The organism is Ruegeria sp. C5 (assembly GCF_056537605.1).
Map to the genome: position 1 here is coordinate 52,324 of NZ_JBQFRX010000004.1, position 24,301 is coordinate 76,624.

Annotated in this window: 24 protein-coding genes; 17 read left to right on the forward strand and 7 right to left on the reverse strand. The window is 57.9% G+C overall.

The genetic code is table 11. The features are described from left to right. The first annotated feature begins 5 nt into the window (after positions 1-5). Together ACR0AW_RS14635 and uvrC are read left to right on the forward strand one after the other, a co-directional pair. Positions 6-785: an SDR family oxidoreductase gene (locus ACR0AW_RS14635; protein WP_170423603.1), complete on the forward strand. Its 780-nt coding sequence runs from the start codon at positions 6-8 to the stop codon at positions 783-785. A 290-nt stretch (positions 786-1,075) separates the two neighbouring features. Next, positions 1,076-2,950: an excinuclease ABC subunit UvrC gene (uvrC, locus tag ACR0AW_RS14640; protein ID WP_170733535.1), complete on the forward strand. Its 1,875-nt coding sequence runs from the start codon at positions 1,076-1,078 to the stop codon at positions 2,948-2,950. On the opposite strand, the gene ACR0AW_RS14645 is transcribed toward uvrC, so the two are convergent. Further along, complete coding sequence (locus ACR0AW_RS14645; RefSeq protein ID WP_170776378.1) at positions 2,947-3,831, reverse strand: DMT family transporter; 885 nt, start codon at positions 3,829-3,831, stop codon at positions 2,947-2,949. The two genes, uvrC and ACR0AW_RS14645, sit on opposite strands and share 4 nt — an antisense overlap. 191 nt (positions 3,832-4,022) lie before the next feature. Here ACR0AW_RS14645 and pgsA point away from each other — a divergent pair, with 191 nt between their 5' ends. From pgsA to ACR0AW_RS14660, 3 genes are read left to right on the forward strand one after another with little or no spacing between them, the layout of a single operon-like run. After that, positions 4,023-4,691: a CDP-diacylglycerol--glycerol-3-phosphate 3-phosphatidyltransferase gene (gene pgsA / locus ACR0AW_RS14650; RefSeq protein WP_170395613.1), complete on the forward strand. Its 669-nt coding sequence runs from the start codon at positions 4,023-4,025 to the stop codon at positions 4,689-4,691. 3 nt (positions 4,692-4,694) lie between these two features. Continuing rightward, positions 4,695-4,940: a molybdopterin converting factor subunit 1 gene (moaD, locus tag ACR0AW_RS14655; protein ID WP_170395615.1), complete on the forward strand. Its 246-nt coding sequence runs from the start codon at positions 4,695-4,697 to the stop codon at positions 4,938-4,940. A gap of 1 nt (position 4,941) precedes the next feature. Next, entirely contained in the window at positions 4,942-5,385 is a 444-nt protein-coding gene (locus ACR0AW_RS14660) for a molybdopterin synthase catalytic subunit (protein WP_170395617.1), read from the forward strand. Positions 5,386-5,390: 5 nt separating this feature from the next. Here ACR0AW_RS14660 and ACR0AW_RS14665 read toward each other — a convergent pair whose 3' ends face one another. From ACR0AW_RS14665 to ubiA, 3 genes are all read right to left on the reverse strand, one after another. Further along, a complete protein-coding gene (locus tag ACR0AW_RS14665) occupies positions 5,391-5,711 on the reverse strand; it encodes a hypothetical protein (protein WP_170395619.1) in 321 nt (106 codons plus the stop codon). A gap of 1 nt (position 5,712) precedes the next feature. After that, positions 5,713-7,635 carry an OmpA family protein gene (locus ACR0AW_RS14670; RefSeq protein WP_170733537.1) on the reverse strand — a complete coding sequence of 641 codons (1,923 nt, stop codon included), beginning with the start codon at positions 7,633-7,635 and terminating at the stop codon, positions 5,713-5,715. 67 nt (positions 7,636-7,702) lie between these two features. Further along, a complete protein-coding gene (gene ubiA, locus ACR0AW_RS14675) occupies positions 7,703-8,665 on the reverse strand; it encodes a 4-hydroxybenzoate octaprenyltransferase (RefSeq protein WP_170423611.1) in 963 nt (320 codons plus the stop codon). 12 nt (positions 8,666-8,677) lie between these two features. Between ubiA and ACR0AW_RS14680 the strand changes: the two genes are divergently transcribed. The 9 genes from ACR0AW_RS14680 to ACR0AW_RS14720 all read left to right on the forward strand — a co-directional run bounded on the left by ACR0AW_RS14680 (position 8,678) and on the right by ACR0AW_RS14720 (position 18,024). Continuing rightward, complete coding sequence (locus ACR0AW_RS14680; protein ID WP_170408406.1) at positions 8,678-9,403, forward strand: 16S rRNA (uracil(1498)-N(3))-methyltransferase; 726 nt, start codon at positions 8,678-8,680, stop codon at positions 9,401-9,403. Continuing rightward, a complete protein-coding gene (locus tag ACR0AW_RS14685) occupies positions 9,400-10,248 on the forward strand; it encodes a GNAT family N-acetyltransferase (RefSeq protein ID WP_170733538.1) in 849 nt (282 codons plus the stop codon). Before ACR0AW_RS14680 ends, ACR0AW_RS14685 begins: the two co-directional genes overlap by 4 nt. Beyond that, the gene (locus ACR0AW_RS14690; RefSeq protein WP_170408404.1) at positions 10,245-10,772 is read left to right on the forward strand and encodes a hypothetical protein; all 528 of its coding nucleotides are present in this window, start codon (positions 10,245-10,247) and stop codon (positions 10,770-10,772) included. Before ACR0AW_RS14685 ends, ACR0AW_RS14690 begins: the two co-directional genes overlap by 4 nt. A gap of 67 nt (positions 10,773-10,839) precedes the next feature. Next, positions 10,840-12,210: a glutamate--cysteine ligase gene (locus ACR0AW_RS14695; protein WP_170733539.1), complete on the forward strand. Its 1,371-nt coding sequence runs from the start codon at positions 10,840-10,842 to the stop codon at positions 12,208-12,210. A 70-nt stretch (positions 12,211-12,280) separates the two neighbouring features. Next, on the forward strand, positions 12,281-13,354 hold the full coding sequence (gene pheS / locus ACR0AW_RS14700; RefSeq protein ID WP_010443591.1) for a phenylalanine--tRNA ligase subunit alpha: 1,074 nt from the start codon (positions 12,281-12,283) through the stop codon (positions 13,352-13,354). Further along, positions 13,351-13,923, forward strand: a complete 573-nt coding sequence (locus ACR0AW_RS14705; protein WP_170733540.1) for a hypothetical protein — start codon at positions 13,351-13,353, stop codon at positions 13,921-13,923. Before pheS ends, ACR0AW_RS14705 begins: the two co-directional genes overlap by 4 nt. A 295-nt stretch (positions 13,924-14,218) precedes the next feature. Continuing rightward, positions 14,219-15,022, forward strand: a complete 804-nt coding sequence (locus ACR0AW_RS14710; protein ID WP_170513226.1) for a CE1 family esterase — start codon at positions 14,219-14,221, stop codon at positions 15,020-15,022. Between the two features lie 78 nt (positions 15,023-15,100). Beyond that, positions 15,101-17,497 (forward strand): phenylalanine--tRNA ligase subunit beta, encoded by a 2,397-nt coding sequence (gene pheT, locus ACR0AW_RS14715; RefSeq protein WP_170733541.1) that lies wholly within the window; start codon positions 15,101-15,103, stop codon positions 17,495-17,497. Positions 17,498-17,577: 80 nt separating this feature from the next. Continuing rightward, positions 17,578-18,024: a YtoQ family protein gene (locus tag ACR0AW_RS14720; RefSeq protein ID WP_170423625.1), complete on the forward strand. Its 447-nt coding sequence runs from the start codon at positions 17,578-17,580 to the stop codon at positions 18,022-18,024. A gap of 51 nt (positions 18,025-18,075) precedes the next feature. Here ACR0AW_RS14720 and ACR0AW_RS14725 read toward each other — a convergent pair whose 3' ends face one another. Continuing rightward, positions 18,076-18,774 (reverse strand): glutathione S-transferase N-terminal domain-containing protein, encoded by a 699-nt coding sequence (locus ACR0AW_RS14725; RefSeq protein WP_170423627.1) that lies wholly within the window; start codon positions 18,772-18,774, stop codon positions 18,076-18,078. Positions 18,775-18,997: 223 nt separating this feature from the next. On the opposite strand from ACR0AW_RS14725, the gene ACR0AW_RS14730 reads away from it, so the two are divergent. Continuing rightward, on the forward strand, positions 18,998-19,804 hold the full coding sequence (locus ACR0AW_RS14730; RefSeq protein WP_170423629.1) for a mechanosensitive ion channel family protein: 807 nt from the start codon (positions 18,998-19,000) through the stop codon (positions 19,802-19,804). Positions 19,805-19,991: 187 nt separating this feature from the next. On the opposite strand, the gene ald is transcribed toward ACR0AW_RS14730, so the two are convergent. Beyond that, complete coding sequence (gene ald, locus ACR0AW_RS14735; protein WP_170395644.1) at positions 19,992-21,107, reverse strand: alanine dehydrogenase; 1,116 nt, start codon at positions 21,105-21,107, stop codon at positions 19,992-19,994. Between the two features lie 135 nt (positions 21,108-21,242). Between ald and ACR0AW_RS14740 the strand changes: the two genes are divergently transcribed. Together ACR0AW_RS14740 and ppk2 are read left to right on the forward strand one after the other, a co-directional pair. Further along, positions 21,243-21,701: an Lrp/AsnC family transcriptional regulator gene (locus tag ACR0AW_RS14740; protein ID WP_170395646.1), complete on the forward strand. Its 459-nt coding sequence runs from the start codon at positions 21,243-21,245 to the stop codon at positions 21,699-21,701. 150 nt (positions 21,702-21,851) lie between these two features. Then, the gene (gene ppk2, locus ACR0AW_RS14745; protein WP_170395648.1) at positions 21,852-22,790 is read left to right on the forward strand and encodes a polyphosphate kinase 2; all 939 of its coding nucleotides are present in this window, start codon (positions 21,852-21,854) and stop codon (positions 22,788-22,790) included. A 51-nt stretch (positions 22,791-22,841) separates the two neighbouring features. Here ppk2 and ACR0AW_RS14750 read toward each other — a convergent pair whose 3' ends face one another. Beyond that, a complete protein-coding gene (locus ACR0AW_RS14750; RefSeq protein WP_480439242.1) occupies positions 22,842-24,077 on the reverse strand; it encodes a CAP domain-containing protein in 1,236 nt (411 codons plus the stop codon). Positions 24,078-24,301 lie beyond the last annotated feature (224 nt).

Below are 24,301 nucleotides of genomic sequence, written 5' to 3' on the forward strand. Positions count from 1 at the left end.
AGCCCATGACCCGAGCATTGGTGACCGGTGCCGGTAAACGCCTTGGTCGTGCCATGGCGCTGTATTTGGCGCAGCGCGGCATGGATGTCGCTGTGCACTATTCCAGTTCGGATCAGGCTGCGCGTGAAACGGTTGATGAGGTTCAGGCGCTAGGCCGAAAGTCAGTTGCGCTGCAGGCCGATCTGCTTGATGAGGGGCAAGTCAGCTCATTGCTGCCGCGTGCAGCTGAGGCGCTGGGTGGTCCGATCACCTGTCTGGTCAACAATGCATCGATATTTGAGTATGACAATATCCACACAGCTACCCGCCAAAGCTGGGATCGGCATCTCGACAGCAATCTGCGCGCACCATTCGTTCTGACCCAAGCCATGGCCGAGCAGGGGTTACAGCCGGAGCTTGATGATCAGGGAGAGCCTCTGGCGATTGGGCTGATCGTGAACATGGTGGATATGCGGGTGCGTAAACTGACGCCTGAGTTCATGTCATACACGATTGCCAAGATGGGGTTGTGGGCCTTGACCCGGACTGCAGCGCAGGCTCTGACACCCGCAATCCGTGTGAACGCGATCGGCCCCGGTCCAACGCTGCAGGGTCATCGCCAAAGTGATGCCCATTTTAGCGCTCAGCGGCAGAACACGATTCTGGAGCGCGGCGCGAACCCGTCGGATATCACTGCTGCGCTGGGATACTTTCTGGATGCGCATGCTGTTACGGGGCAGCTTCTTTGCGTCGATGGTGGGCAACATTTGGGTTGGCAAACACCCGATGTTCTTGGTGTAGAATAAGTAGATCTGCTGCAAGTTTTGCACTGCTCTCGTTCCTGTTATCTGAACGTTACAAAAATGTCTTAATTTTCATACACTTGTCTCAGATCAACAAATTTATCGTTTAAAAACAACACCATAATTTCCTGCCTATTTTTTGTGCAGATCAACGAATAGGCAAGGATTCAAGGGAAAATCACGATGCCCCTAAAGTTATCTGCACAGTTATCCACAGAAGTCGTGGATTTGTTTTCTCTTGATCTGAAGCGCACAAGATTGCAGCCATGGTCAGAGAATCATATCTCAGACTCATGACCGCTAGCACTGATTCCGAATCGTCGACCCAAGCCAACGGCTATGCCTGCATTCAGCGTTATGTGAAAACGCTGGACAGCTCGCCGGGTGTGTATCGGATGTTGGATGGGGACAGCCGAGTTCTTTACGTAGGTAAAGCGCGAAACCTGAAGGCGCGGGTATCGAACTACACGCGCCCGGGGCACTCGGGTCGGATCGAGAAAATGATCGCCGCAACTGCCTCGATGATGTTTCTGACCACTCGGACCGAGACCGAGGCGCTGCTGCTGGAACAGAACCTGATCAAGCAGCTCAAGCCCAAATACAACGTATTGTTGCGGGATGACAAAAGCTTCCCGAATATTCTGGTCGCCAAGGATCATGCCTTTCCGCAGATCAAAAAGCACCGAGGGGCGAAGAAAGAAAAGGGGGCTTATTTCGGCCCCTTCGCCAGTGCAGGCGCGGTGAACAGGACGCTGAACCAGCTGCAAAAGGCGTTCCTGCTGCGGAACTGTTCGGATTCCATGTTCGATAGCCGGACCCGGCCGTGTTTGCTCTATCAGATCAAGCGATGTTCTGGACCGTGCGTCGAACTGATCTCGGAAGCCGACTATCGTGAAAGCGTTAAGGATGCCGAAAGGTTCCTGTCAGGCCGATCTACCAAAGTGCAGGAAGATCTCGCCGCGCAGATGATGGCTGCCTCCGAGGCGATGGAGTTCGAACGCGCCGCCGGTTTGCGCGACCGTATCCGGGCGCTGACGCAGGTGCAGACGTCTCAGGGCATCAATCCCCGCGGCGTGGCCGAGGCTGACGTCATTGGCCTCTACATGGACAGCGGTCAAGCCTGCGTTCAGGTGTTTTTCATCCGGGCCAACCAGAACTGGGGTAACCGCGATTTCTATCCGCGCGTCGGCCCGGATGTGTCACAGGCTGAGGCGATGGAAGCGTTTCTGGGCCAATTCTACGACAATAAGGAACCACCCCGGCAGTTGATCCTGTCTGATGCGATCGAGAATGCCGATCTGATGCAGGAGGCATTGTCGGAAAAAGCTGGACGCAAGGTGGAAATCCTGGTGCCCCAACGCGGTGAAAAGCAGGAACTGATCGCTGGTGCCTTGCGCAACGCACGTGAATCGCTGGCCCGGCGGATGTCGGAAAGTGCCACGCAGGCCAAATTGCTACGCGGTGTGGCCGAGGCCTTTGATCTGGACGCGCCGCCAAACCGGATCGAAGTTTACGACAACTCTCACATTCAGGGCACCAATGCAGTTGGGGGCATGATCGTCGCGGGCCCAGAAGGGTTCATGAAAAATGCCTATCGCAAATTCAACATCCGCGGCGATGATCTAACCCCCGGCGATGACTTCGGCATGATGAAAGAGGTCCTGACCCGCCGTTTCACACGCCTGCAAAAGGATGATCCGGATCGGGACAAAGGGCATTGGCCCGATCTGCTGCTGATCGACGGTGGTGCAGGGCAGGTGAGCGCCGTGAATGAGATCATGGCCCAGCACGGGGTCGAGGATATCCCGATGGTCGGTGTCGCCAAGGGTGTCGATCGCGATCACGGCAAGGAAGAATTCCATCGCATCGGGCAGCGCCCTTTTGCGCTGAAACGCAACGATCCCGTATTGTACTTTATCCAGCGCTTGCGGGATGAGGCGCATCGCTTTGCCATCGGCACCCATCGCGCGAAACGCGCCAAGGCGGTTGGTGCAACGCCACTGGACGAAATCCCCGGCGTCGGGGCCGCGCGCAAACGCGCCCTGCTGACTCATTTCGGCAGCGCCAAAGCGGTGAGCCGAGCCAATTTGGCGGATCTTAAAGCCGTCGAGGGGATTTCAGCCGGGTTGGCGCAGAAGGTCTATGACTTCTTCCATGACAAGGGCTAGGCCTTTCGCCCCCGCCAAAGGATATAGAGACCCGACGCCACGATGAGGGCGCAGCCGATCCACATGGTCTGATCCAATCGCTCGCCAAACATCACCACGCCCAAGCCGATACCGAACAACAGCCGCGAATAGCGAAACGGCGTCACAGATGAGACCTCGCCGGTGCGCATCGCTTTCATCAGCGCGGCATAGGCCATGACCCCCATCACGATCGCCCCGCCCATGTGCAGGCTGACATGGGGCGTCAGGGTTTGCAGCGGTGTTCCTTCCCAGAATCGATAAGCCAAACCCGCGACAATGATGCAGAGGAAGCCATAGAATCCCAGAACCTCGGTGCCCAGTGTTGCGGGCGCGGCGCGGCTGGCCAGATCGCGCCCCGCAAAGCCCAGCATCCCCAGCACGGCAAGGATTGACAGGGCCGAGAAGCTGTCTCCGGTCGGTTTGATGATGATCACAACGCCGACGAGGCCGATCAGAATGGCGCTCCATCGCCGCCAGCCGACGGATTCGCCAAAGAACAACGCCGCCCCGGCGACGACAACCAGCGGTGTGGCCTGCAGGATCACCGTAGCCGAGGACAGAGGCGTTAGCGCGATCGCCAATACATAGAAAAGCCGTCCAAGAATCTCGAAGACCACACGCACCTTCATTGGGCGCGACAACACGTCGGACTGGAACAGACGCGTGCTACGTACTGTGGCAACCGCAGCGTAGATTACAGCACCGCCCGCACCGAACAGTACAAGCACCTGCCAGATCGGGATCGACGCCGAAGCCGCCTTAAGCAGCGCATCCTCCAGCGCGAACAGCGCCATTGCGGCGACCATCCAGGCACTGCCGATCAGATTTGACCGGGGATCGGTTTGAATATGCGGTGTCATGTCAGCTCTGGGGTGTTGTCTGGTTGGCCAGCCGACAATCTGACGCCAAAGCAATCAAGTGCCAAGATGAAACCTGTAATGTGACCACCGCTGCGACGCTTTGACTTTTAAGACAGCAAACGCTTGTGTTGGGTAGGTTTTTTTAAGACCCTGTCTTTTCTGTCTTGAACCGGCGATGTAGGGTCCAAGCCATGAAATGGAACCTGCCGAATATTCTGACTGTACTGCGCCTTGTGGCGGCCCCCGGTCTCGCCGTGATGTTTCTGTATTTCACCCGTCCCTATGCGGATTGGTTTGCTTTGATCCTGTTTCTGTCAGCGGCGATCACCGATTGGTTCGACGGGTATCTGGCGCGTGCCTGGAAACAGGAAACGAAGATTGGCGCCATGCTGGATCCCATTGCCGACAAGGCAATGGTGGTAATCGCGCTGATGATATTGGTGGGCTATTCGACTGAACACTGGACACCATGGCTGGTCCTGCCCGCGACAGTGATCCTGTTTCGCGAAGTCTTTGTCTCAGGCTTGCGAGAGTATCTGGGCGATGTGGCCGGAACCCTGAAGGTCACCAAGCTAGCCAAGTGGAAAACGACGGCACAGATGGTAGCGATCGCGATCCTGTTCTCGCAGGGGATATTCGAGCACCATTTTGTGATGGCCACGTTTGGCATGGATGCGACAACCATTGATCAGGTTCTGGCAGGGCAGGTCGAGGACCTGAACAACATCCGCTGGCATCTTGAGGCCATGTTCTGGTCAGGTCGTATCGGGTTATGGCTGCTCTGGATTGCCGCGACGCTGACATTGATCACAGGCTATGACTACCTACGTAAAGCCATGCCCCACCTGAAGGAGAGCTAACCGATGAACGTGCTGTATTTCGCCTGGGTGCGCGAACGCATCGGCCTGCCGAAAGAGAAGATTGAAACCGAGGCAGCAACAGTCAGCGATTTGGTCGCGGAACTGAGCGCGCGTGAGGATCGCTATGCTGCTGCCTTTGCTGATCTGTCGGCCCTGCGCGTGGCGCTGGACCAAGAGCTTTCGGATTTTGACGCCCCGCTGACCGGTGTGCGCGAGGTTGCGTTCTTTCCGCCCATGACGGGTGGCTAGAATGCGGATCGTCGTGCAGGAGGCTCCGTTCGATCTGGGGGCCGAAGCCAACGCTTTTGCCGCCGGGGACGATACCAACGGGGCCATCGTGACCTTCACAGGCGTTGTGCGCGATCTGGCTTCGGGCGATCTGGATGTGATGGAGATCGAGCACTATCCTGGCATGACCGAACGCGCCCTAACCAAGATCGCGGAAGAGGCGCAAGCCCGTTGGTCACTGGGCAACGTTCTGGTGATCCACCGCCACGGAAGGCTTGCTCCGGGTGACCGTATCATGATGGTGGCCACCGCCGCACCGCACCGCAAAGATGCGTTTGAGGCGGCGGAATATCTGATGGATTACCTTAAGTCTCGCGCGCCATTCTGGAAGAAGGAAATCACCACGTCCGGAGCAGAATGGGTGGCTGCTAAGGACGAGGATGAAGACGCGCTGACCCGCTGGTAGGGTGCCTAGTCTGCGTTGTTGATCCGCCCGCGCATCTCTTCGGCTTCCTGCCGCGCCGCGCGCAGCCCTTCCATTGCGGCATTCAACTCGGCTTCGGTTTGCGTCAGCTGGTTGGTTAGCTCTGCCTCACGCTGCTGCAAATATGTGATGGCCTGATCGCGTGTTTCTTCGGCCTCGTGCAGTTCCTGACTCATGCGGTCAAGATCGGCCACGTCGCTTTGGCGAACACGGGACAGCCGATGGGCCAGCCAGTTGGCGAACCAACCCATGCAGAAAGCTGCGAACAGGATAATGGCTGTGGCGATGATGAATTCTGTTCTGTTCAACTTACTGGTCCTCTGAGCCTGCATCCGGTGCGTCGGTTTCAGGTGTCTCGATTTCGGCCTCAGATTCGGCCTCGGCTTCCATCGCCTCAAGCCCGGTCAGGGTGTTGGCCACGGGTTCAGGACGGATCAGGCGAAACTCTATGCGGCGGTTCTCTTCGCGGCCTTCTTCGGTTTCGTTATCGGCGATGGGCTGCGTCTCGCCATACCCGACCGCAGAGAAGCTTGAGGTCGGCACGCGCCGTCCGCGCAATTCGTTCAGGATCGACTGCGCGCGCGACTGGCTGAGCTGCTGGTTCATCTCTTCACGACCCTGACTGTCGGTATGGCCCTGAATCTCCAACCGGATGGGGCCACATTCACGCAGGATGTCCGCGATCTGGTTCAGGGCATCGCGCGAGTCTGCTGCGACGGTGGCTGATCCCGGTTCGAACGCAATTTTGCTGACGGCCTGAACCTCGGCCAGCTGCTCTTCGCAGACCTCAGGGTCGGGCGGCGCGTCGGCGGGTGCGGGCGGCTCCTGATAGGTGATTGACAGGGTGTAATCCTGCGCCTCGCCCAGCTTGTCCGACAGCATGCCGGCGATCCGGGCCTTGGCGTCGGGATCATGGCTGATGCCCGACAGTGCTACATTGTCCGGCGTAACGGTCAGGGCGCCATTGTGCAGTTGCGACAGTGCCTCCAGCCCGGCCAAGACACGTATGGGCCAATCCGCGGGCAGGTCCGGTGCAATCCGGGTGGCTGTGTGCACCTGCAATGATCCAAAGGCGGCACGTGCAAAGCTGTCGGTCATTTCACGCAGCGTTTCGTCACTCAGACGGCCACGCAGTTGAACCAAACCCTCAGGGCTACGTGTTGCGACGAATTCAATAGGCCCAGTCGGGTCATCCGGTTCGGGTTCGGGAAGAATTGCATGCAAGGCGAAAACCTCGGGCAGCGTATTTTCGAGTTCTCCCACGATGCGGTCGAAATCCAAAGGGTTAGTCCCTTGTGTAGCAATTAGAGTGATATCTGCATCCGACAGAGTAACTGAACCCTGACCAAGTTCGGATAGCGCACGAATGCTGAGCTGCGCTGCATTCGCCCAACGCGGAGACGGTACGCCTAGCCCAATGGTGCAGGAATAGGGGCCGGTCAGTCCGGCCTCTTGTGCTGCAGCGACGATGATGTCGCGCGCAACTTCATCCTGGGCCGAGCACGCATCAAACTGCCCGCCATCCTCATCTATCAAATAGCGCAGCGTGAATGGTGTGATTACCGGGCGAGGTGCCGAAATTGAAAGGCCGATTCGCAGACCTGGTGGCGCGGCGCGGCTCAGGTCTTGTTCCAGCTGGTCTTTCTCTTGCTGGCTATCGGCAATGGCCGTGATACGCACCAACCCTGGGCTGGCAGATATCTTGGCCCGTGGCAAATCCGAGAGCGCTTCGATCGCATAGTCGATTGCCTGATCCCATCCGTCTGGCTTGGGATAGTCGGCACTTTCCATCAGGTCCGAGACTGACGCGTCCCGATCAAGGCGTTGCAGCCTGTCTACCAGATCGTCGCGATCCAGTGCCGCAGGTACTAGCCCGATAATCGAAATTCCACTGTCATTGCGCAGGATCTCGGTAGAAAAGCGGGGCGGTGTCAGATCGGCGGTGGGAGCAACCTCCATCTCGTCAATGACGCGCGAGGTGTCGACCTCGGTGCCCGCAGCGATCAGGGCGTTGAATCGGGTCGCCTCAGTCGGGGCCGTGCCGGTCAGAACGACACGCAGGCCGTCGGATTCGACTTCGGCCCAATCATGCCCCTGCAAGTTCAAGGCCTTTCGCACGGCCAGTTCCGAGGCGTCTTCGATCTTGCTGACCGCAAATCCAGCGACCACCAGCGATAGCACGGCGGACACCGCGAAAATCAACGCAACAGCTAGGGCGTAAGGCAGACGCATGGGCGAAATCGAGACTCCTCGGGCGGTTGGTTCCGGGACTCATACAGAGCGCAGCACAGAGGTGCAATCAGAGGAAAAGGGCGACGCAGAGGAAGATCAGCGGAATCAAGCCGGTGTCGCGATTGGCCCGGAAAAGCTGTAGCAATTTGGCGTTGTCCTCCGTGTCCAGCCCCCGCAATTGCCAGGCCAGATGCCACCCCATCGCCCAAGGCCCGCCAAGGGCGACCGCCAAAGCAAGAACCGATGTCCCGGGCAAAGCCGCGTCGATAATTGCAAAGGCCATTAGACTGACGGTTCCAATCAGAAAATACTTGAGCCAACGGGCGGTATCGGTGCCAAACAACCGTGCGGTGGACTTGATGCCGATCAGCTCGTCATCCTCAGCATCCTGATGGGCGTAGATCGTGTCGTAGAACAAAGTCCAGGCGATTCCTGACAGATAAAGCATGATCGCAGGCCAGCCCACGGTGCCGGTATGTGCAGCCCAGGCCAGCAATGCGCCCCAGTTGAAGGCCAGCCCCAGAAAAATCTGCGGCCACCACGTAAAACGTTTTGCATAGGGATAGATGGTAACAGGCAGCAAAGACAGAACCCCCATCGCAATCGCGGCCCGGTTGAAGGTCAGAAGGATGGCCAGGGCCAACAGACATTGCAGCACCATCCAGAATGCAGCCTGACGGACACTCACTTGGCCTGAGGGAATCGGGCGCGACCTTGTACGCTCGACCTTCCCGTCAAACTCACGATCAGTAATGTCGTTCCACGTACAGCCCGCGCCGCGCATCAAAAACGCACCAATGGCACAACCAACTGCGATCCAAAGATCCTCCCATCGTGGTGCGCCGTCGCTCAGGATGGCCAAGGCCAGACCCCACCAGCAGGGAATCAGCAGAAGCCATGTGCCGATGGGTCGGTCTGCGCGGCTGAGCCGCAGGTAAGGGCGGGCAAAGGCGGGGGCGTGGGTGTCGACCCAATTGCCGGTTACGGCATCGGCGACTTGACCGTCTGGTGTTGGGGCATTGCCTTGCATATGTAGGGTCTCATGAATGCGAAGATCAGACTGTATGTAGAGCACCCTTTGGGTCCGGGGCAATCGGTTCCTTTGACGCGTGAGCAGGCGCATTATCTGTTCGGTGTCATGCGCCTGTCGGTTGGGGGGCAGGTCGCGCTATTCAATGGCAGCGATGGCGAGTGGCAGGCAGAGGTAGCAGAAGCAAGTAAACGAGGCGGAATTCTGTCGTGCGTGGAGCAATCGAAACCTCTGCAATTACCGCCCGATCTGTGGCTTCTCTTTGCACCGATCAAGAAGGCGCGGACCGATTTCATCGTTGAAAAAGCAGCTGAAATGGGGGCCGCGCGGATCATACCGGTGCAGACCGAATTCACCAACTCCGAGCGCATTCGGCAGGATCGCTTGCAGGCCCACGCAATTGAGGCGGCCGAACAATGTGGAGGCACTTTTGTGCCTGAGGTCGCTGACCTCCAGCGATTGGATCGTATCCTGGGCGCGTGGCCCGATGATCGCCAATTGATGTTCTGTGACGAGGCAGAAGCCGGCTCGGCCCTGCGCTTGGCAGAGAATGAGAAAGGCAAGCCGTGGGCGATCCTGATCGGCCCCGAGGGCGGGTTTTCCGAGCCCGAACGCAAACGGTTGGCAGAGCTGCCATTTACCCATGTGGTCAGCCTCGGCCCACGCATCCTGCGCGCCGATACAGCAGCCGTTGCGGCGATGACAATGTGGCAGCAATCGTTGGGAGATTGGACGTGACGTGGCAATTGGCGCAGGAAACGGACCTGTCCAGGATCGACTCGTTTTTGTCCCAACATATCCAAACATCGATGTTCCCTTTGGCCAATCTACGGGATTTTGGCCTGTGCGGTACGCATCCCCGGTCGTTGAATGCATGGACGCTTGGCAGCCCGTTGCGTGCGGTCTTTGCCATAACAAATGAAGGCATGATCCTGCTGCAATGTCCCGACTGTTCGGATACCGAACTTGCCGCAGCGATTGACCTTATTCGAGGCCGGGCCCTGTTCGGCATCGCGGCTGAGGCAACGCAGGCTCGTCGGATAATCCGGTTGGCAGGTTGGGAAGGGCGACCCGCGACCCTGAACAGCGATGAGCCGGGGTTTTCCCTGGCGCTGGATCGACTTCAAATACCGGATTTCAGTGGGGCAGATCTCATGCCGCTTACTGATGTAGACCGTTCGGTCCTTGAAGACTGGCGAGAAAGCTACCTCATCGAAGCCATGGATTTTGATCCTTTGCGCGCACAGACGCAGGCTGGGAAGGACATCAAGACCTATATCGAGCGGGATTCGCATCGAGTTTTGCTACATAACGGCCTACCGGTCAGCATGACCGGCTTCAACGCTCGCTTGCCTGAAGTGGTGCAGATCGGCGGTGTCTACACACCACCCAATTTACGAGGGCGGGGCTATGCGCGTTTGGCTGTTGCCCTGCATCTGGTTGAGGCGCGCGACGCGGGAGTTTCCAGAGCTGTCCTCTTTGCGGCTTCCGATGCGGCCGCGCGTGCCTATATATCCATTGGGTTCCAGCCTGCAGGTCAATACTCGCTGATCCTGTTCAAAAACCCGGAGGACGTGGCATGAGTTTCTTTCGACCCGAAGCCAAACTGGCCCTGTGGCGCTGGCGCGAAGTGCTGGTTGCAGGGTTTGTTCTGATCCTCGGCCTCAGCTGGATCAGCGGCCCCGGCGGATTGCTGGCGTGGTTGGGGTGGCTGCTGATCGTCGTCTCGATGGCACTGGCGGTGATCGGAGTGCAACGCGCGCGCTTTCGCAATGGTGCGGGAGGACCGGGTGTGGTGACTATTGATGAAGGCCAGATCACCTATCTGGGCCCGCTCGACGGCGGCATCGTTGCAGCCCGCGAAATCGAGCGGTTGGCGTTGGATCCGACCTCGCAACCTGCGCATTGGGTTTTGGATCAGCCGGGGCAACCGACCCTTCACATTCCGGTGAACGCCGAAGGGGCCGAAGCGCTGTTTGATGTGTTCTCAGCACTTCCGGGGCTTAAAACCGAGCAAATGCTGTCGGAACTCAACGGTCGTGCGGCACATCCGGTGGTGATCTGGGAACGCACGCCGTCACGGCCTGCGCACCTTAGGCTGCATTGACACTGGCGCGGTTTGCGCTCAGGACTGACCGCCAAGATAGACACATCAGGATCGGAGCACGGGTCACATGTCCATCCCCCAGTCCGGCGGCGGACCGATCGAACGCCATGAGCAACTGGCCGAATATCTGGAATCGGGCTGCAAGCCCAAGGAAGATTGGCGCATCGGAACCGAGCACGAAAAGTTCGGCTATTGCAAAGACACTCTGAAACCACTGCCGTTTGAAGGCAAACGGTCGATTGTGGCCGTGCTGGAAGGTCTGCGAGACCGCCATGGCTGGGCTGAAGTGCGTGAAGCTGGACATTTAATCGGGCTTGAGAAGGACGGCGCGAACGTCAGCCTGGAACCAGGCGGTGCGTTGGAACTGTCCGGCGCTCCGCTCGAGACAATTCATGAAACGTGTGATGAGGTGAACACTCACCTGCGTGAAGTGAAGGATATCGCCGATGAGATCGGTGTAGGCTTTATTGGTCTGGGCGCAGCCCCGATCTGGACCCATGAAGAGATGCCGTTGATGCCCAAAGGCCGTTACCGGCTGATGAACGATTATATGGAGAAAGTCGGCACCATGGGCCGTGCCATGATGCGGCGCACCTGCACGGTTCAGGTCAATACCGACTTCGGGTCCGAGGCCGACATGGTGCAGAAGCTGCGCGTCGCGCTGGCCCTTCAGCCGGTCGCGACGGCGCTGTTTGCGAACTCTCCGTTTTTCGAGGGCAAGGTGAACGGCCAGAAAAGCTGGCGCAGTTATATCTGGCGGCATCTGGACGATGCACGGACGGGCATGCTGCCCTTTGTGTTCGAAGAAGGCTTCGGGTTCGAACGCTATGTACAATATGCGCTCGATGTACCGATGTATTTCGTCTATCGCGACGGCCAGTATATCAACGCGCTGGGCATGTCGTTCCGCGACTTCCTGCAGGGCAAACTGCCTGCACTGCCCGGCGAGACGCCGACTCTGTCCGATTGGGCCGATCACCTGACCACGGCATTCCCCGAAGCGCGGATCAAGAAGTTCATGGAGATGCGCGGTGCCGATGGTGGCCCATGGCGTCGCCTATGCGCTCTGCCTGCATTCTGGGTTGGTCTGACCTATGACCAAACTGCGCTGGATGCCGCTTGGGATCTGGTCAAAGGCTGGGATGCCGAGACGCGCGAAGCGCTGCGGGTTGAGGCTGCCAAGGATGGTCTGCAAGCACAGGTTGGCAACATCAACATGCATGATCTGGCGCGCGAAGTGGTCTCGATTGCCGAGGCTGGTCTGGCGTCGCGCGCCCGCCCCGGCGCAGGTGGTCTGGTGCAGGACGAGACGCATTTCCTGAACGCGCTAAAGGACAGCATCGATACGGGCAAGGTTCCCGCTGATGAGTTGCTGGATCACTACAATGGCGACTGGAATGGCGACCTGACCCGGATTTATCCCGAATACAGCTATTGATCCCCACCGTCCCGCTTGCATTCGCGGGGCGGGGCCGATAGCAGGTTGGCGACCAAATTCAGAGGGCGTCATGGACGATCTTAAGGCAAAATATCTGGGCCAAATCGCCGAAGCTGGCGATGAAAACGCGCTTGAGGCGATCCGCGTCGCTGCCGTGGGCAAAAAAGGCGAGGTCGCGCTGAAGATGCGCGAGTTGGGCAAGATGACCCCCGAAGAGCGTCAGGTCGCAGGCCCCGCGCTTAATGCCTTGAAGGATGAGATCAACTCGGCCCTGTCGGCCAAGAAAGCAGCGCTTGCTGATGCGGCGCTGGATGAGCGTCTGCGCACTGAATGGTTGGACGTCACCCTGCCGACCCGCGCCCGCCGTCAGGGTTCGATCCACCCGGTCAGCCAGGCGACTGAGGAACTAACCGCGATCTTTGCCGAACTGGGTTTCTCGGTGGCCGAAGGGCCGAGGATCGAAACCGACTGGCATAACTTTGACGCCCTGAACATCCCCGGCCACCACCCCGCGCGGGCCGAGATGGACACGTTCTACATGCACCGCGCCGAGGGCGACAATCGCCCGCCGCACGTGCTGCGCACCCATACTTCCCCAGTGCAGATCCGCTCGATGGAACTGCAGGGCGCGCCGATCCGCGTGATCTGCCCGGGCGGTGTCTACCGCGCCGACTATGACCAGACTCACACGCCGATGTTCCATCAGGTCGAGGGGCTGGCCATCGACAAGGATATCTCGATGGCGAACCTGAAATGGGTTCTGGAAGAGTTCGTGAAAGCGTTCTTTGAGGTCGACGATGTCGAGCTGCGCTTCCGTGCCTCGCACTTCCCATTCACCGAGCCATCGGCCGAGGTCGATATCCGCTGTTCCTGGGACAATGGTCAGCTGAAGATCGGCGAGGGCGACGACTGGATGGAGATTCTGGGTTCCGGCATGGTCCATCCCAAGGTGATCGCCGCCGGTGGCATCGACCCCGAGGTTTATCAGGGCTTTGCGTTCGGGATTGGGATCGACCGTCTGGCGATGCTGAAATATGGCATTCCTGATCTGCGGGCGTTCTTTGATAGCGACCTGCGCTGGCTGCGGCACTACGGCTTTGCAGCGCTGGATATGCCGAACCTGCATGGTGGTTTGTCGCGGTGACAATTTCAATTGGCGCTGTGTCTGGTGGTTGGTCTTGGCTGGAAATAGCGCAGATCACACTTCCACCGTTTGTAGCGCTTTTTAGTGCTATTTGCGTGTTTTTTGCTCAGCGGAGGTCTGATCGAGAGCAACACCTGAGGGAGAAGAGATCAGTCATTTATGCGGAGTATCTCTCCGTGCTTATGGACCGCAATGTGAGCAGAGCATCAGTTTCGGCTACAGATTTTTTTGAACAAGCAAACAGGCTCACCAATCTACACAGTTTGATAGTAGTGGTGGCTCCAAAAGACGTTGTTCAGGCGTCCAAGAAAATGTTTGGAGCAGCCTTGGTTAGAGGCATGGAAAGAGCAAATGCTAAAGAGCCAGATATTGATGTAGATGCCGATAAAAGTGTTTTGGAGAACTATCTCGCCAATCATAGCGACCTGAAGAAACTTGGCGAAAGAGATCAGGAATTTCACGACGCATATCAGAAGCTGGTTACAACCATGCGGTCAGACTTGCTTTCCGGTACAAAAGTAGACAATTTCCTGGCTGACGAAGCGTTCGCTAACAAAGCTCTGAGCTAATTTAGCGTCTGAATTTAAGGCCAACTGGCCGCCGCGCGATCGCCAGACCGCCCGCACGGGCTGGCGATTTGTCTCCGTTAGCGCTCCGTTTGAACGTTTCGCGGATTTGGCTGGCATAAAGTACTCAACACAAACCTTTGATGGCCACCCCGGGGTCTGGCGATAGCGCGGCTTTGTGATTTGATCCGTTGTAGGGTGGGGTTTCACCCCGCCGTGGGGCGGTTGGTGGGGTGAAACCCCACCCTACACCAATAAGTTATGTGACAGCGCGGCAGATGTCGCTAGGCTCCGGCTTATGATCTATCGACTGCTTTTTCTTCTGCTGACCGCGACTCCGGCCTTTGCGATGGGGCCGTGGAAATCTGACTGCCACGGCGATACCGCCTGTGAGGTTGGCGACCGCTCGTATCATGTGCTGGAACCCGATGGTTGGGATGGCGTAACGCCTCTGCCTGTGCTGTTGCACTTCCACGGTTGGGCGCGGCAGGGCGATGTAGTGGTGAACCATGAACGCATCGCCGGAGCGACCAAGCTGCGCGATGTGCTGTTGGTGGCTCCGAATGGGCTGGGCAAAAGTTGGAACTTCTGGACTGCTGATACCGCAGACGTGCCGTTCGCAGATCGCGTGCTTGAGGACGTCGCCAAACGCTATCCCATTGATCCTGAGCGTATCTATGTCTCGGGCTATTCTTATGGCGGCGCAATGGCATGGCGCTATGTCTGCCAGTCGGGCAATGACATCGCCGCGCTGTTGGCGGTTGCGGGCTCGATCCGCCAGACCGAGGACTGCCCGGAAGCCCCGCGCGAGGTGCGCCATGTGCATGGGCTGGACGATACGGTGATGGATTTTCCCTTTGGCCCGGACGGCGATACGACCTATCCGGTGGCGCTGTGGAAGGCCAAGTTCAACTGCAACGGCGCGACCCCGCGCGGGGATTGGAGCGTGAAGCCGTTCCTGACGCTCAGCCGGGTAGAGTGGACCGATTGCGCGCAAGGGCAGGTGACACTGGACACCCATCCCGGCGGGCACTTTATTCCCCACGGCTGGATCGGCTGGCAGCTGGACGAGCTTTTGGGTCGCACCCCCACCTATCCGTGAGCCGCAGCGCTTGCACCTCGGCGCAATCTTTGCCATTGCCTGTGCCGACTGAATGTTTGCCGAAAAAGGCCCGCTGCAATGAAATTCACTCTGTCCTGGCTGAAAGACCACCTCGATACGGATGCGTCGGTTGATGAGATCGCCGAAGCGCTGACCGATCTCGGGCTTGAGGTCGAAGAGATCGTCAACCCGGCGGACCGTCTGGCGGGCTTTACGCTGGGCCATGTGAAACATGCCGAGAAGCACCCGGACGCCGATAAGCTGCGCGTTTGCACGGTTGAAACCGACGAGGGCGATCTGCAGATCATTTGCGGCGCGCCCAATGCGCGCGAAGGCATCACCGTGGTGGTTTGTAAACCGGGTATGTATATTCCCGGCCTGGATATCACCATCAGCGTCGGCAAGATCCGTGGCGTCGAGAGCTTTGGCATGATGGCATCCGAGCGCGAGCTTGAGCTGTCGGATGAACACGACGGGATTATCGAGCTGCCCTCGGGTGAGGTCGGTGATCGGTTTGTCGATTGGTTGGCTGAGAACGATCCGTCAAAAGTTGATCCGATGATCGAGATCGCGATCACGCCGAACCGCCCGGATGCGCTGGGTGTTGCGGGTATTGCGCGAGATCTGGCTGCACGTGGATTGGGCACGCTGAAGGTGCGTGACTATGTCCCCGTGCCGGGGGACTTTGAAAGCCCGATCAAAGTGTCGATTGATGAAGATACGCTGGATGGCGCGCCGCATTTCACCGGTCGGCTTATCAGGGGCGTCAAAAACGGCCCCAGCCCGCAATGGCTGCAGGACCAGTTGAAGGCGATTGGTCTGCGTCCGATCTCGGCCTTGGTGGATATCACCAACTATATGACCTTCGATCACAACCGCCCGCTGCACGTATTCGATGCCGACAAGGTGCAGGGTAACCTACGCGTTTACCGTGCCAAAGGTGGCGAGAAGCTGGTTGCACTGGATGAGAAAGAATACACACTACAGCCCGGCATGATGGTAATTTCGGACGACGAAGGCCCGGAATCTATCGCGGGCATCATGGGCGGCGAGGAAACCGGTTGTACCGAGGAGACCGTGAACGTTTTCCTTGAAAGTGCGTTCTGGGATCATGTGCAGATTGCCCTCACAGGTCGGGCGCTGAAGATAAACTCGGACGCGCGGTATCGATTCGAGCGCGGCGTCGACCCGGAATACACGCGCGAAGGGTTGGAGCATGCGACGCAGATGATCTTGGATATCTGCGGCGGTGAAGCCTCGAATGTGGTCGAGGCGGGCAAAGCGCCGAACCACGCGCGGGCCTACAAACTGGACGCGGCGCGCGTGCAGTCCCTAGTCGGGATGGAGATTCCGGAAAGCGAGCAGCGGCAGACATTGACCCGTTTGGGCTTTCGTCTGGATGGCGAGATGGCGCATGTGCCCAGCTGGCGACCCGATATCATGGGGGAGGCCGATCTGGTGGAAGAGGTTGCGCGGATCGCTTCTCTGACCAAGTTGCAGGGTATCCCGCTGCCGCGTACGACAGCAGGTATCCCCAAACCGGTCATGACACCCACGCAGCGCCGCCAGTCGATGGCGCGCCGGACCTGTGCAGCGCTGGGGTACAATGAATGTGTGTCTTATACCTTCATCGATCAGGCCTCGGCAGCCTTGTTCGGGGGCGGTGACGCAGCAACCATGTTGGAAAACCCGATCTCGTCCGAGATGAGCCATATGCGCCCTGATCTGCTGCCTGGTCTGCTGCAAGCGGCGGCGCGCAATCAGGCGCGGGGTTATGCCGATCTGGCCTTGTTCGAGGTCGGGCCGGTGTTCCACGATGGTGAGCCGGGGGATCAACAGACACAGATTACCGGCCTGTTGGTTGGGCGTAGCGGTCCCAAGGACGTACATGGTGCTTCCCGTCCCGTTGACCTGTTTGATGCCAAAGCCGACGCAGAGGCGGTGCTTGCCGCCATTGGTGCGCCTGCCAAGGTTCAGATCCTTCGTGGCGGCGATGCCTGGTGGCACCCGGGTCGGCACGGCAAGATTTGTCTGGGCCCCAAAAAGGTTCTGGGCGTTTTTGGTGAATTGCATCCGCGCGTGTTGCAGGCGTTGGATATCAAGGGTCCGGCAATGGCGTTCACCATCTGGCCGGATCAGGTGCCGATGCCACGTAAATCCGGTGCGACCCGTTCTGCCTTGGAATTGCGCGACCTGCAGGCGGTCGAGCGCGATTTCGCCTTTGTTGTAAATGCGGATATCGAAGCTTTGACGTTGGTCAATGCGGCTGCGGGTGCTGATAAGGCTCTGATCGAGGACGTGCGCGTCTTTGACGAATTCATTGGCGGTAGCGTCGGCGAGGGCAAGAAGTCTCTGGCCATTACCGTAAGGCTCCAGCCGTCGGACGCGACCCTGAAGGAAAAGGATATCGAGGCGGTCAGCACCAAGATTGTCGAAAAAGTGATGAAAGCCACTGGCGGCGTCTTGCGGGGATGAGTTGGTTTTCGCCTCCGGCGGGAGTATTTTTGAAATGATAAAGGGGCCATTGCGCCCCTTTTTCACGGGAGGAGAGAAAAATGCTGAAGGTCTATTTGTCCGGTGAGATTCACACGGATTGGCGCGAGCAGATCATTGCGGGCGCCGATGGGTTGGATGTTGAGTTCAGTAGCCCGGTCACCGATCACGGTGCTTCGGACGATTGCGGTGTCACGATCTTGGGGGCCGAGCCGAACAAGTACTGGCACGATCACAAGGGTGCCATGGTCAACGCGATCCGGACCCGCAAGGGCATATCAGACGCGGATGTTGTGGTTGTACGCTTTGGGGACAAATACAAGCAGTGGAACGCGGCATTTGACGCGGGCTATGCGGCAGCACTGGGCAAGTCGATCATTGTTCTGCACGGGGCTGATCATCAACACGCGCTGAAAGAAGTAGATGCAGCAGCCCTCGCCGTAGCTGAAGAACCCGCGCAAGTTGTTGAGATCTTACGCTACGTTCTAACAGGCGCGCTGCCTGGGTAACCCGATGGCCCGTGGCGGCGGATTTGGATCCCGCCGCACAGGCCTTGTGTATCAATCCCGTGAGGGGATGTTCAGTCCTCTTTGCACTGCGGGTCGATCCAGGAACCTGTCCAGATAGCGCGTAACGTTGCCATAGCTTTCCCAGCCTATGACATCCTTGACGCCGTAATAATCTAAACCGCGCAGCCACGGCGCGATTGCGATATCGGCGATCGAGAATTCTCCGGCGATCCAGTCTTGGCCGTCCAGTTGCCGGTCGAGAACGTTCAGCAGGCGTTTGGCCTCGGACACGTAGCGTTCACGCGGGCGGGGGTCTTCGATTTCAGCCCCTGCGAATTTGTGGAAATACCCAAGCTGGCCAAACATTGGTCCGATACCGCCCATCTGGAACATAACCCATTGGGTGACCCGGTGCTTGTCGCCTTTGTTCTGACCCAGCAGCTTACCGCTCTTTTCAGCGAGGTACAGAAGGATTGCACCGCTTTCGAACAAAGCCAACGGAGCATCGTCGGGCCCGTTGGGATCAATGATCGCCGGGATCTTGTTGTTCGGGTTCAGCGAAAGAAACTCCGGGCTTTTGACATCTGCATCGGCCAGTGTGACACGATGTGCCTCATAAGGCAGGCCGGTTTCTTCCAGCATGATCGACGCCTTTACCCCGTTGGGTGTGGGGAAGGAATAAAGCTGAATCCGCTCGGGGAACTGTGGGGACCATTTATTCATGATCGGGAATTGGATTGTGTCCAGCATGATGGGCTCCTTTTATCGCGCCTGTCTCGGTCAATCTGGTAATTTGTGGCGCTTTTGTAAGGTCCAATTCTGTGCGTGATCGGTCAGTCGATGTTTGCTGGGGAACAGCAGGGGGGAAAACTCGGAAATCCCGCACCTAGACCTGCGCGCAAAATTAGCCCAGACTTTTCAGCGATCCCGCGCCAAAAGGCGCGGGTTTGCTGTTGGCGCAAAGGAGAAGCGTGTGGAAGATGTCGTAACACAGGTGGGCGCATTTGGTCCGCTGATCATGAGCGCGATCAAAGCGTTGATCGTTCTGGTATTGGGTTGGATCGTTGCCGGAGCCATTAGCGGTCTGGTGCGGCGGCGGATCAACGCCACGCCACATATCGACCCGACTTTGGGGAATTTCGTTGCGAGCCTCGTGAAATGGGTGCTGCTGGCGATTGTCTTTGTCGCCGTTCTGGGCATTTTCGGAATCGAGGCGACCAGCATCGTGGCCATTCTGGGTGCCGCATCCCTGGCCATCGGTTTGGCGCTGCAGGGAACACTCAGCGATCTGGCCGCGGGCGTGATGCTGGTGGTGTTCCGGCCCTATAAGCTGGGCCAATATGTCGATATTGGTGGCACAGCGGGTACTGTGAAAGACCTGAACCTGTTCACGACCGAGCTGGTGACGCCGGACAACGTGCAGATCATCGTGCCAAACGGTCAGGCTTGGGGTTCGGTGATCACCAACTATTCCGCCCATGACACCCGCCGGGTCGATCTGGTGTTTGGCATCGACTACGGCGATAGCGCGGATGAGGCTATGAACATCATCCTGGATGTGGCCAAAGCTGACGATCGTATCATGGCTGATCCTGAGCCCTGGGTGCGCGTGACAAATCTTGGGGATAGTTCGGTTGATCTGACCGCGCGCCTGTGGTGCGCAGCGGCTGACTATTGGGATGTGAAGTTTGAACTTACCAAAGCGATCAAAGAAGCGTTTGACGCCAAAGGCGTATCCATCCCGTATCCGCATTCTGTGGAGATTCACAAAGAGGCGTAAGCCTCCCGCCCGTCGATCGGGCATTGAAATGCCATCCTCTGGTTGGGCCGGGCACCGCGCTAAGGCGCGGTGCTTTTTTGCGCGAACCTTGGTCCAGAAAAAACAGCGCCGCGCTATTGGCGCGGCACTGGGCCCAAGTCTGTAAAGCGTCCTTTGGAAAAGGACGCTTTCAGAGGCGGGAGCGCTCTTAGTTCAACAGAGTTGTTGGATCGACAGAGTTGATGTTAAGGGCGGTGCCCACCGCTTCGTAAGTCAGCTTGCCGGCGTGGACGTTCAAACCTGCCAGCAGGTGTGCGTCGTCCTTACAGGCCTGCTTCCAGCCCTTGCTTGCCAGCGAAAGCATGAACGGCATGGTTGCGTTGCCCAGTGCGATGGTCGAAGTCCGGGCAACCGCACCGGGCATGTTGGCGACGCAGTAGTGCATGATGCCGTCAACTTCGTAAACCGGATCGGCGTGGGTGGTGGCTTTCGAGGTTTCAAAACAGCCGCCCTGATCGATCGCAACGTCTACCAGAGCCGCGCCGGGCTTCATGGTCGACAGCTGTTCGCGCGAGATCAGTTTGGGAGCAGCTGCGCCCGGGATCAGAACCGCACCGATGACCAGGTCGGCATCCTGGATCAGCTCGGCTGTCGCACCAGCGGTTGAATACTGGTTCTTGAAGGTTCCGCCGAACACATCGTCCAGATAGCGGAGACGCGGCAGCGAACGGTCCAGTACGGTCACATCCGCACCCATGCCTGCGGCAATCTTCGCTGCGTGGGTGCCTACGACGCCTCCGCCGATGACGATCACTTTGGCAGGGCCTACACCCGGAACACCACCCATCAGAACGCCGCGGCCACCGTTGGCCTTTTGCAGAGTCCAGGATCCAACTTGTGGAGCCAAGCGACCGGCAACCTCGGACATCGGCGCCAGCAGCGGCAGGCCGCCATTGGAGTCAGTCACGGTCTCATAGGCAATCGCGGTGCAGCCGGATTCCAGCAGATCGTGGGTCTGGTCTGGATCGGGTGCCAGGTGCAGATAGGTGAACAGCAACTGACCTTCGCGCAGCATTTTGCGCTCGACCGCCTGAGGCTCCTTGACCTTGACGATCATATCAGCCGTGGCGAACACTTCTTCTGCAGTGTCGACGATGCGGGCACCTGCCGCTACATAAGCATCGTTATCAAAGCCCGAGCCCATCCCGGCACCGGTTTCGATAATGACTTCGTGACCGCGGGCCACAGCTTCGCCAGCAGCGTTCGGGGTCATCCCGACGCGGAATTCCTGAGGTTTGATTTCCTTGGGGCAGCCGATTTTCATGTGAGACTCCATTCATAAACTGCCTAAATTATGGGCATAAATTGGCGCAATTTTTGTGAAACCCCACTTGCTAAACACACAATCTGCGGGAAAATATTCGAGGTATAGGCAACTTGACGCAATGGATGTGCGCAAATGACGATTGACGCAACAGATCGGAAGATTCTGGCAGCCCTGCAGCGCAAAGGGCGGATGTCAAATTCGGAATTGTCCGAACAGGCGAATCTATCCCCTTCGGCCTGCCACCGGCGCGTGCAGCGACTTGAGGCTGAGGGTTATATCAAGGACTACGTCGCCCTGTTGGATGCACGGAAGTTGAACGTTCCAACCACTGTGTTTGTCGAGATCACGTTGCAGGGTCAGGCGGAAGAAGTGCTGGAGGCGTTTGAAAAAGCCGTAGCACGGATTCCGGATGTGCTGGAATGCCATTTGATGGCGGGCACGGCGGACTACATTCTAAAGGTCGTCGCAGAAAATACCGAGGATTTTGCTCGCATTCATCGGCAATACCTGTCGCGCTTGCCTGGGGTGGCGCAGATGCAAAGCTCATTTGCTTTGCGCACGGTGTTCAAAACCACGGCCTTGCCTGTCTGAAACCAACTATTGGGGTTAGCCTTGCGTCAATTCTGCCGCTTGTATCTGTCGTGCGGTCGGGCCAAAATCCATGTTTCCGACCTTATGTACGACCTCGGCACTTTGCGCTGACACTCCGTGGTTACACTGGCCGTGTACGGTCCGAACCCGATGAACGATAAGGAGCAGACCTTGGCTTACGAAAACAACAGCACGCCGAAAGATTGGCTGGAAGCTGAACTGGAAGACACGCTGGACGAAGATTTCGAGATCGAATTCAGCGAACCCATGCTTTCGATGGAAGTGCGCAAGATTTACAAGGACCAGCATCCTGACATGCTGGATCGCAAGGTCTATTTTCGCAACCTTTTGCGGCTGCAGGCTGAACTTATCAAAGTTCAGGATTGGGTGGTCCATACAGGGGCCAAGGTCTGTATTCTGTTTGAAGGGCGCGACAGCGCCGGGAAAGGGGGCGTGATCAAGCGGATCACGCAGCGTTTGAACCCTCGTGTAGCGCGTGTGGTCGCCTTGCCTGCACCCAGCCGACGCGAACAAAGCCAGTGGTATTTTCAGCGCTACGTGCCCCATTTGCCTGCGGCCGGTGAGATCGTGTTCTTCGATCGGTCCTGGTACAACCGCGCTGGTGTTGAACGCGTGATGGGATTTGCCAACGAGGATCAGGTCGAACAGTTCTTTCAGGACGTTCCTGAATTCGAACGGATGCTGGTGCGGTCGGGGATTATCCTGCTGAAATACTGGTTCTCGATTACAGACGAAGAACAGCAATTGCGATTCCTGATGCGTATTCACGATCCGATGAAGCAGTGGAAACTGTCACCGATGGATCTGGAATCCCGCATCCGGTGGGAGGCATACACCAAGGCCAAAGAGGATATGTTCTTTCGCACCAACATATCCGAGGCGCCTTGGTATATTGTTGAAGGCAACGACAAGAAACGCGAACGGCTCAATTGTATCGAGCACCTGCTGACCAAGATCCCCTATGAGGATGTGCCGCAGGAAAAGGTCAATCTGCCGGATCGGCGCTATAACCCCGAATACGAACGGCGCATTTTGCCGGATGAGCTACACGTGCCTAAGATATATTGATTTGGCAGGAAAGTGGTGCGGGAAAAGGATCCCCGCACCTGAACGGTTTGATTAACCCCAATCAAATCCGCAGTTCGTTTCGAAAACAAACACGCCGCACATGTCGTCATTCATGTCTTCGACTGTGGCTTCAACGGTTTCGATCATGTCGTCAGCGAAGTCGGTGTCGAACACCAGATCGAAATCATCCATCTCCGGGGTCGTGTCAGCCTGCTGCACCGGAGACCATTCGAACTGGTCAAATTGGGCTTGCAGCGCATTAACAAACGCTTCGATCCCGGCAAGGAAGGCCTGAACGTCAAAGCAGTCCGCGCCCGGTGCACCATTGTCAACGACAACTTCAGGTGTTTCTGGCTCGAGTTCTTCGACCTCGGTGACGTCGGTCTCCGGAGTTTCGGGTTCCTCGACCTCGACGACTTCAGTATCCGGCACATCGGGTTCCGGGTCTTCAACTTCAGTCACATCGGTATCAGGCGTTTCCGGCTCTTCAGTTTCGGTCACGTCTGTTTCCGGAGTCTCCTCAACCGGGTCCTCGGTCTCGGTAACCTCAGTTTCTGGCGTTTCGTCTGCCGGTTGCTCGGTTTCCGTCACATCGGTGTCGGGTGTTTCGTCCGATGGTTCTTCGGTTTCGGTGACGTCTTCCTCCGGGGTCTCCTCTGCCGGTTCTTCGGCATCGGGAACTTCCGCTACCGGTGTTTCGTCAACTGGTTCCTCAGTCTCGGTCACATCGGTTTCCGGCACTTCTGGTTCGGTCGGGGTGGTAACCTCTTCCTCCTCTGGCTCAACAACTTCTTCAACCGGAGGCGTCACCGGCGGGGTGGTGCCGCCGTTATCAAGATCGACATCGCCCTGAGTCGCCGCAAAGTTCTGCGTCACCATGACAGCGTCGTACCCCTGCATGTCGCCTTCTTCGATCCCGATGCCGATATATTTGAAATCGGGGTTCAGAATGTTGGCGCGGTGACCGGGGCTATTCATCAGGTTCTGGTGCAACTGGGCGACATCATCGCTGATACCGGGTGCGCCACGCTCGGATTGCCAGGCGATGTTTTCTCCGGTGCGCCAGCTCCCGGACAGGTCGAACCCTGCGGCTTGCATCCGTTGGGTCGCGGATGAACCACCCTGACCGGTGTGGCTGAACCGGTCGGTGTCCAGCATCCAGCTGCTGTGGTCCTCGGAAGATTCGTTCAGGTTGCGTTCAAGTTCCAGGGGATCAAGACCGCGGGATGTGCGCTCTTGGTTGATCAGCGCGAGCATTTCGCGCTCGACCGTACTTGCTGTCGACATCAGTGCCTCCGTTTTTGGTTATGTCTGAGTGGACGGCCTCACTTACAGACGATCAAAGAACGCTGAATAGGGCGGGTACGGCGATGGGCGTTTTTCGGCGGCAGAATGCAACCGAACGGCGATTCGCTGCGCTGTAAAATGCCGACTGCGGCGATTGCATCAAAATCGGCAGGTTGCCGCGAGGGTAAAGCCGGGAATTGGCGGGATCATCCGCCCTAAAAACG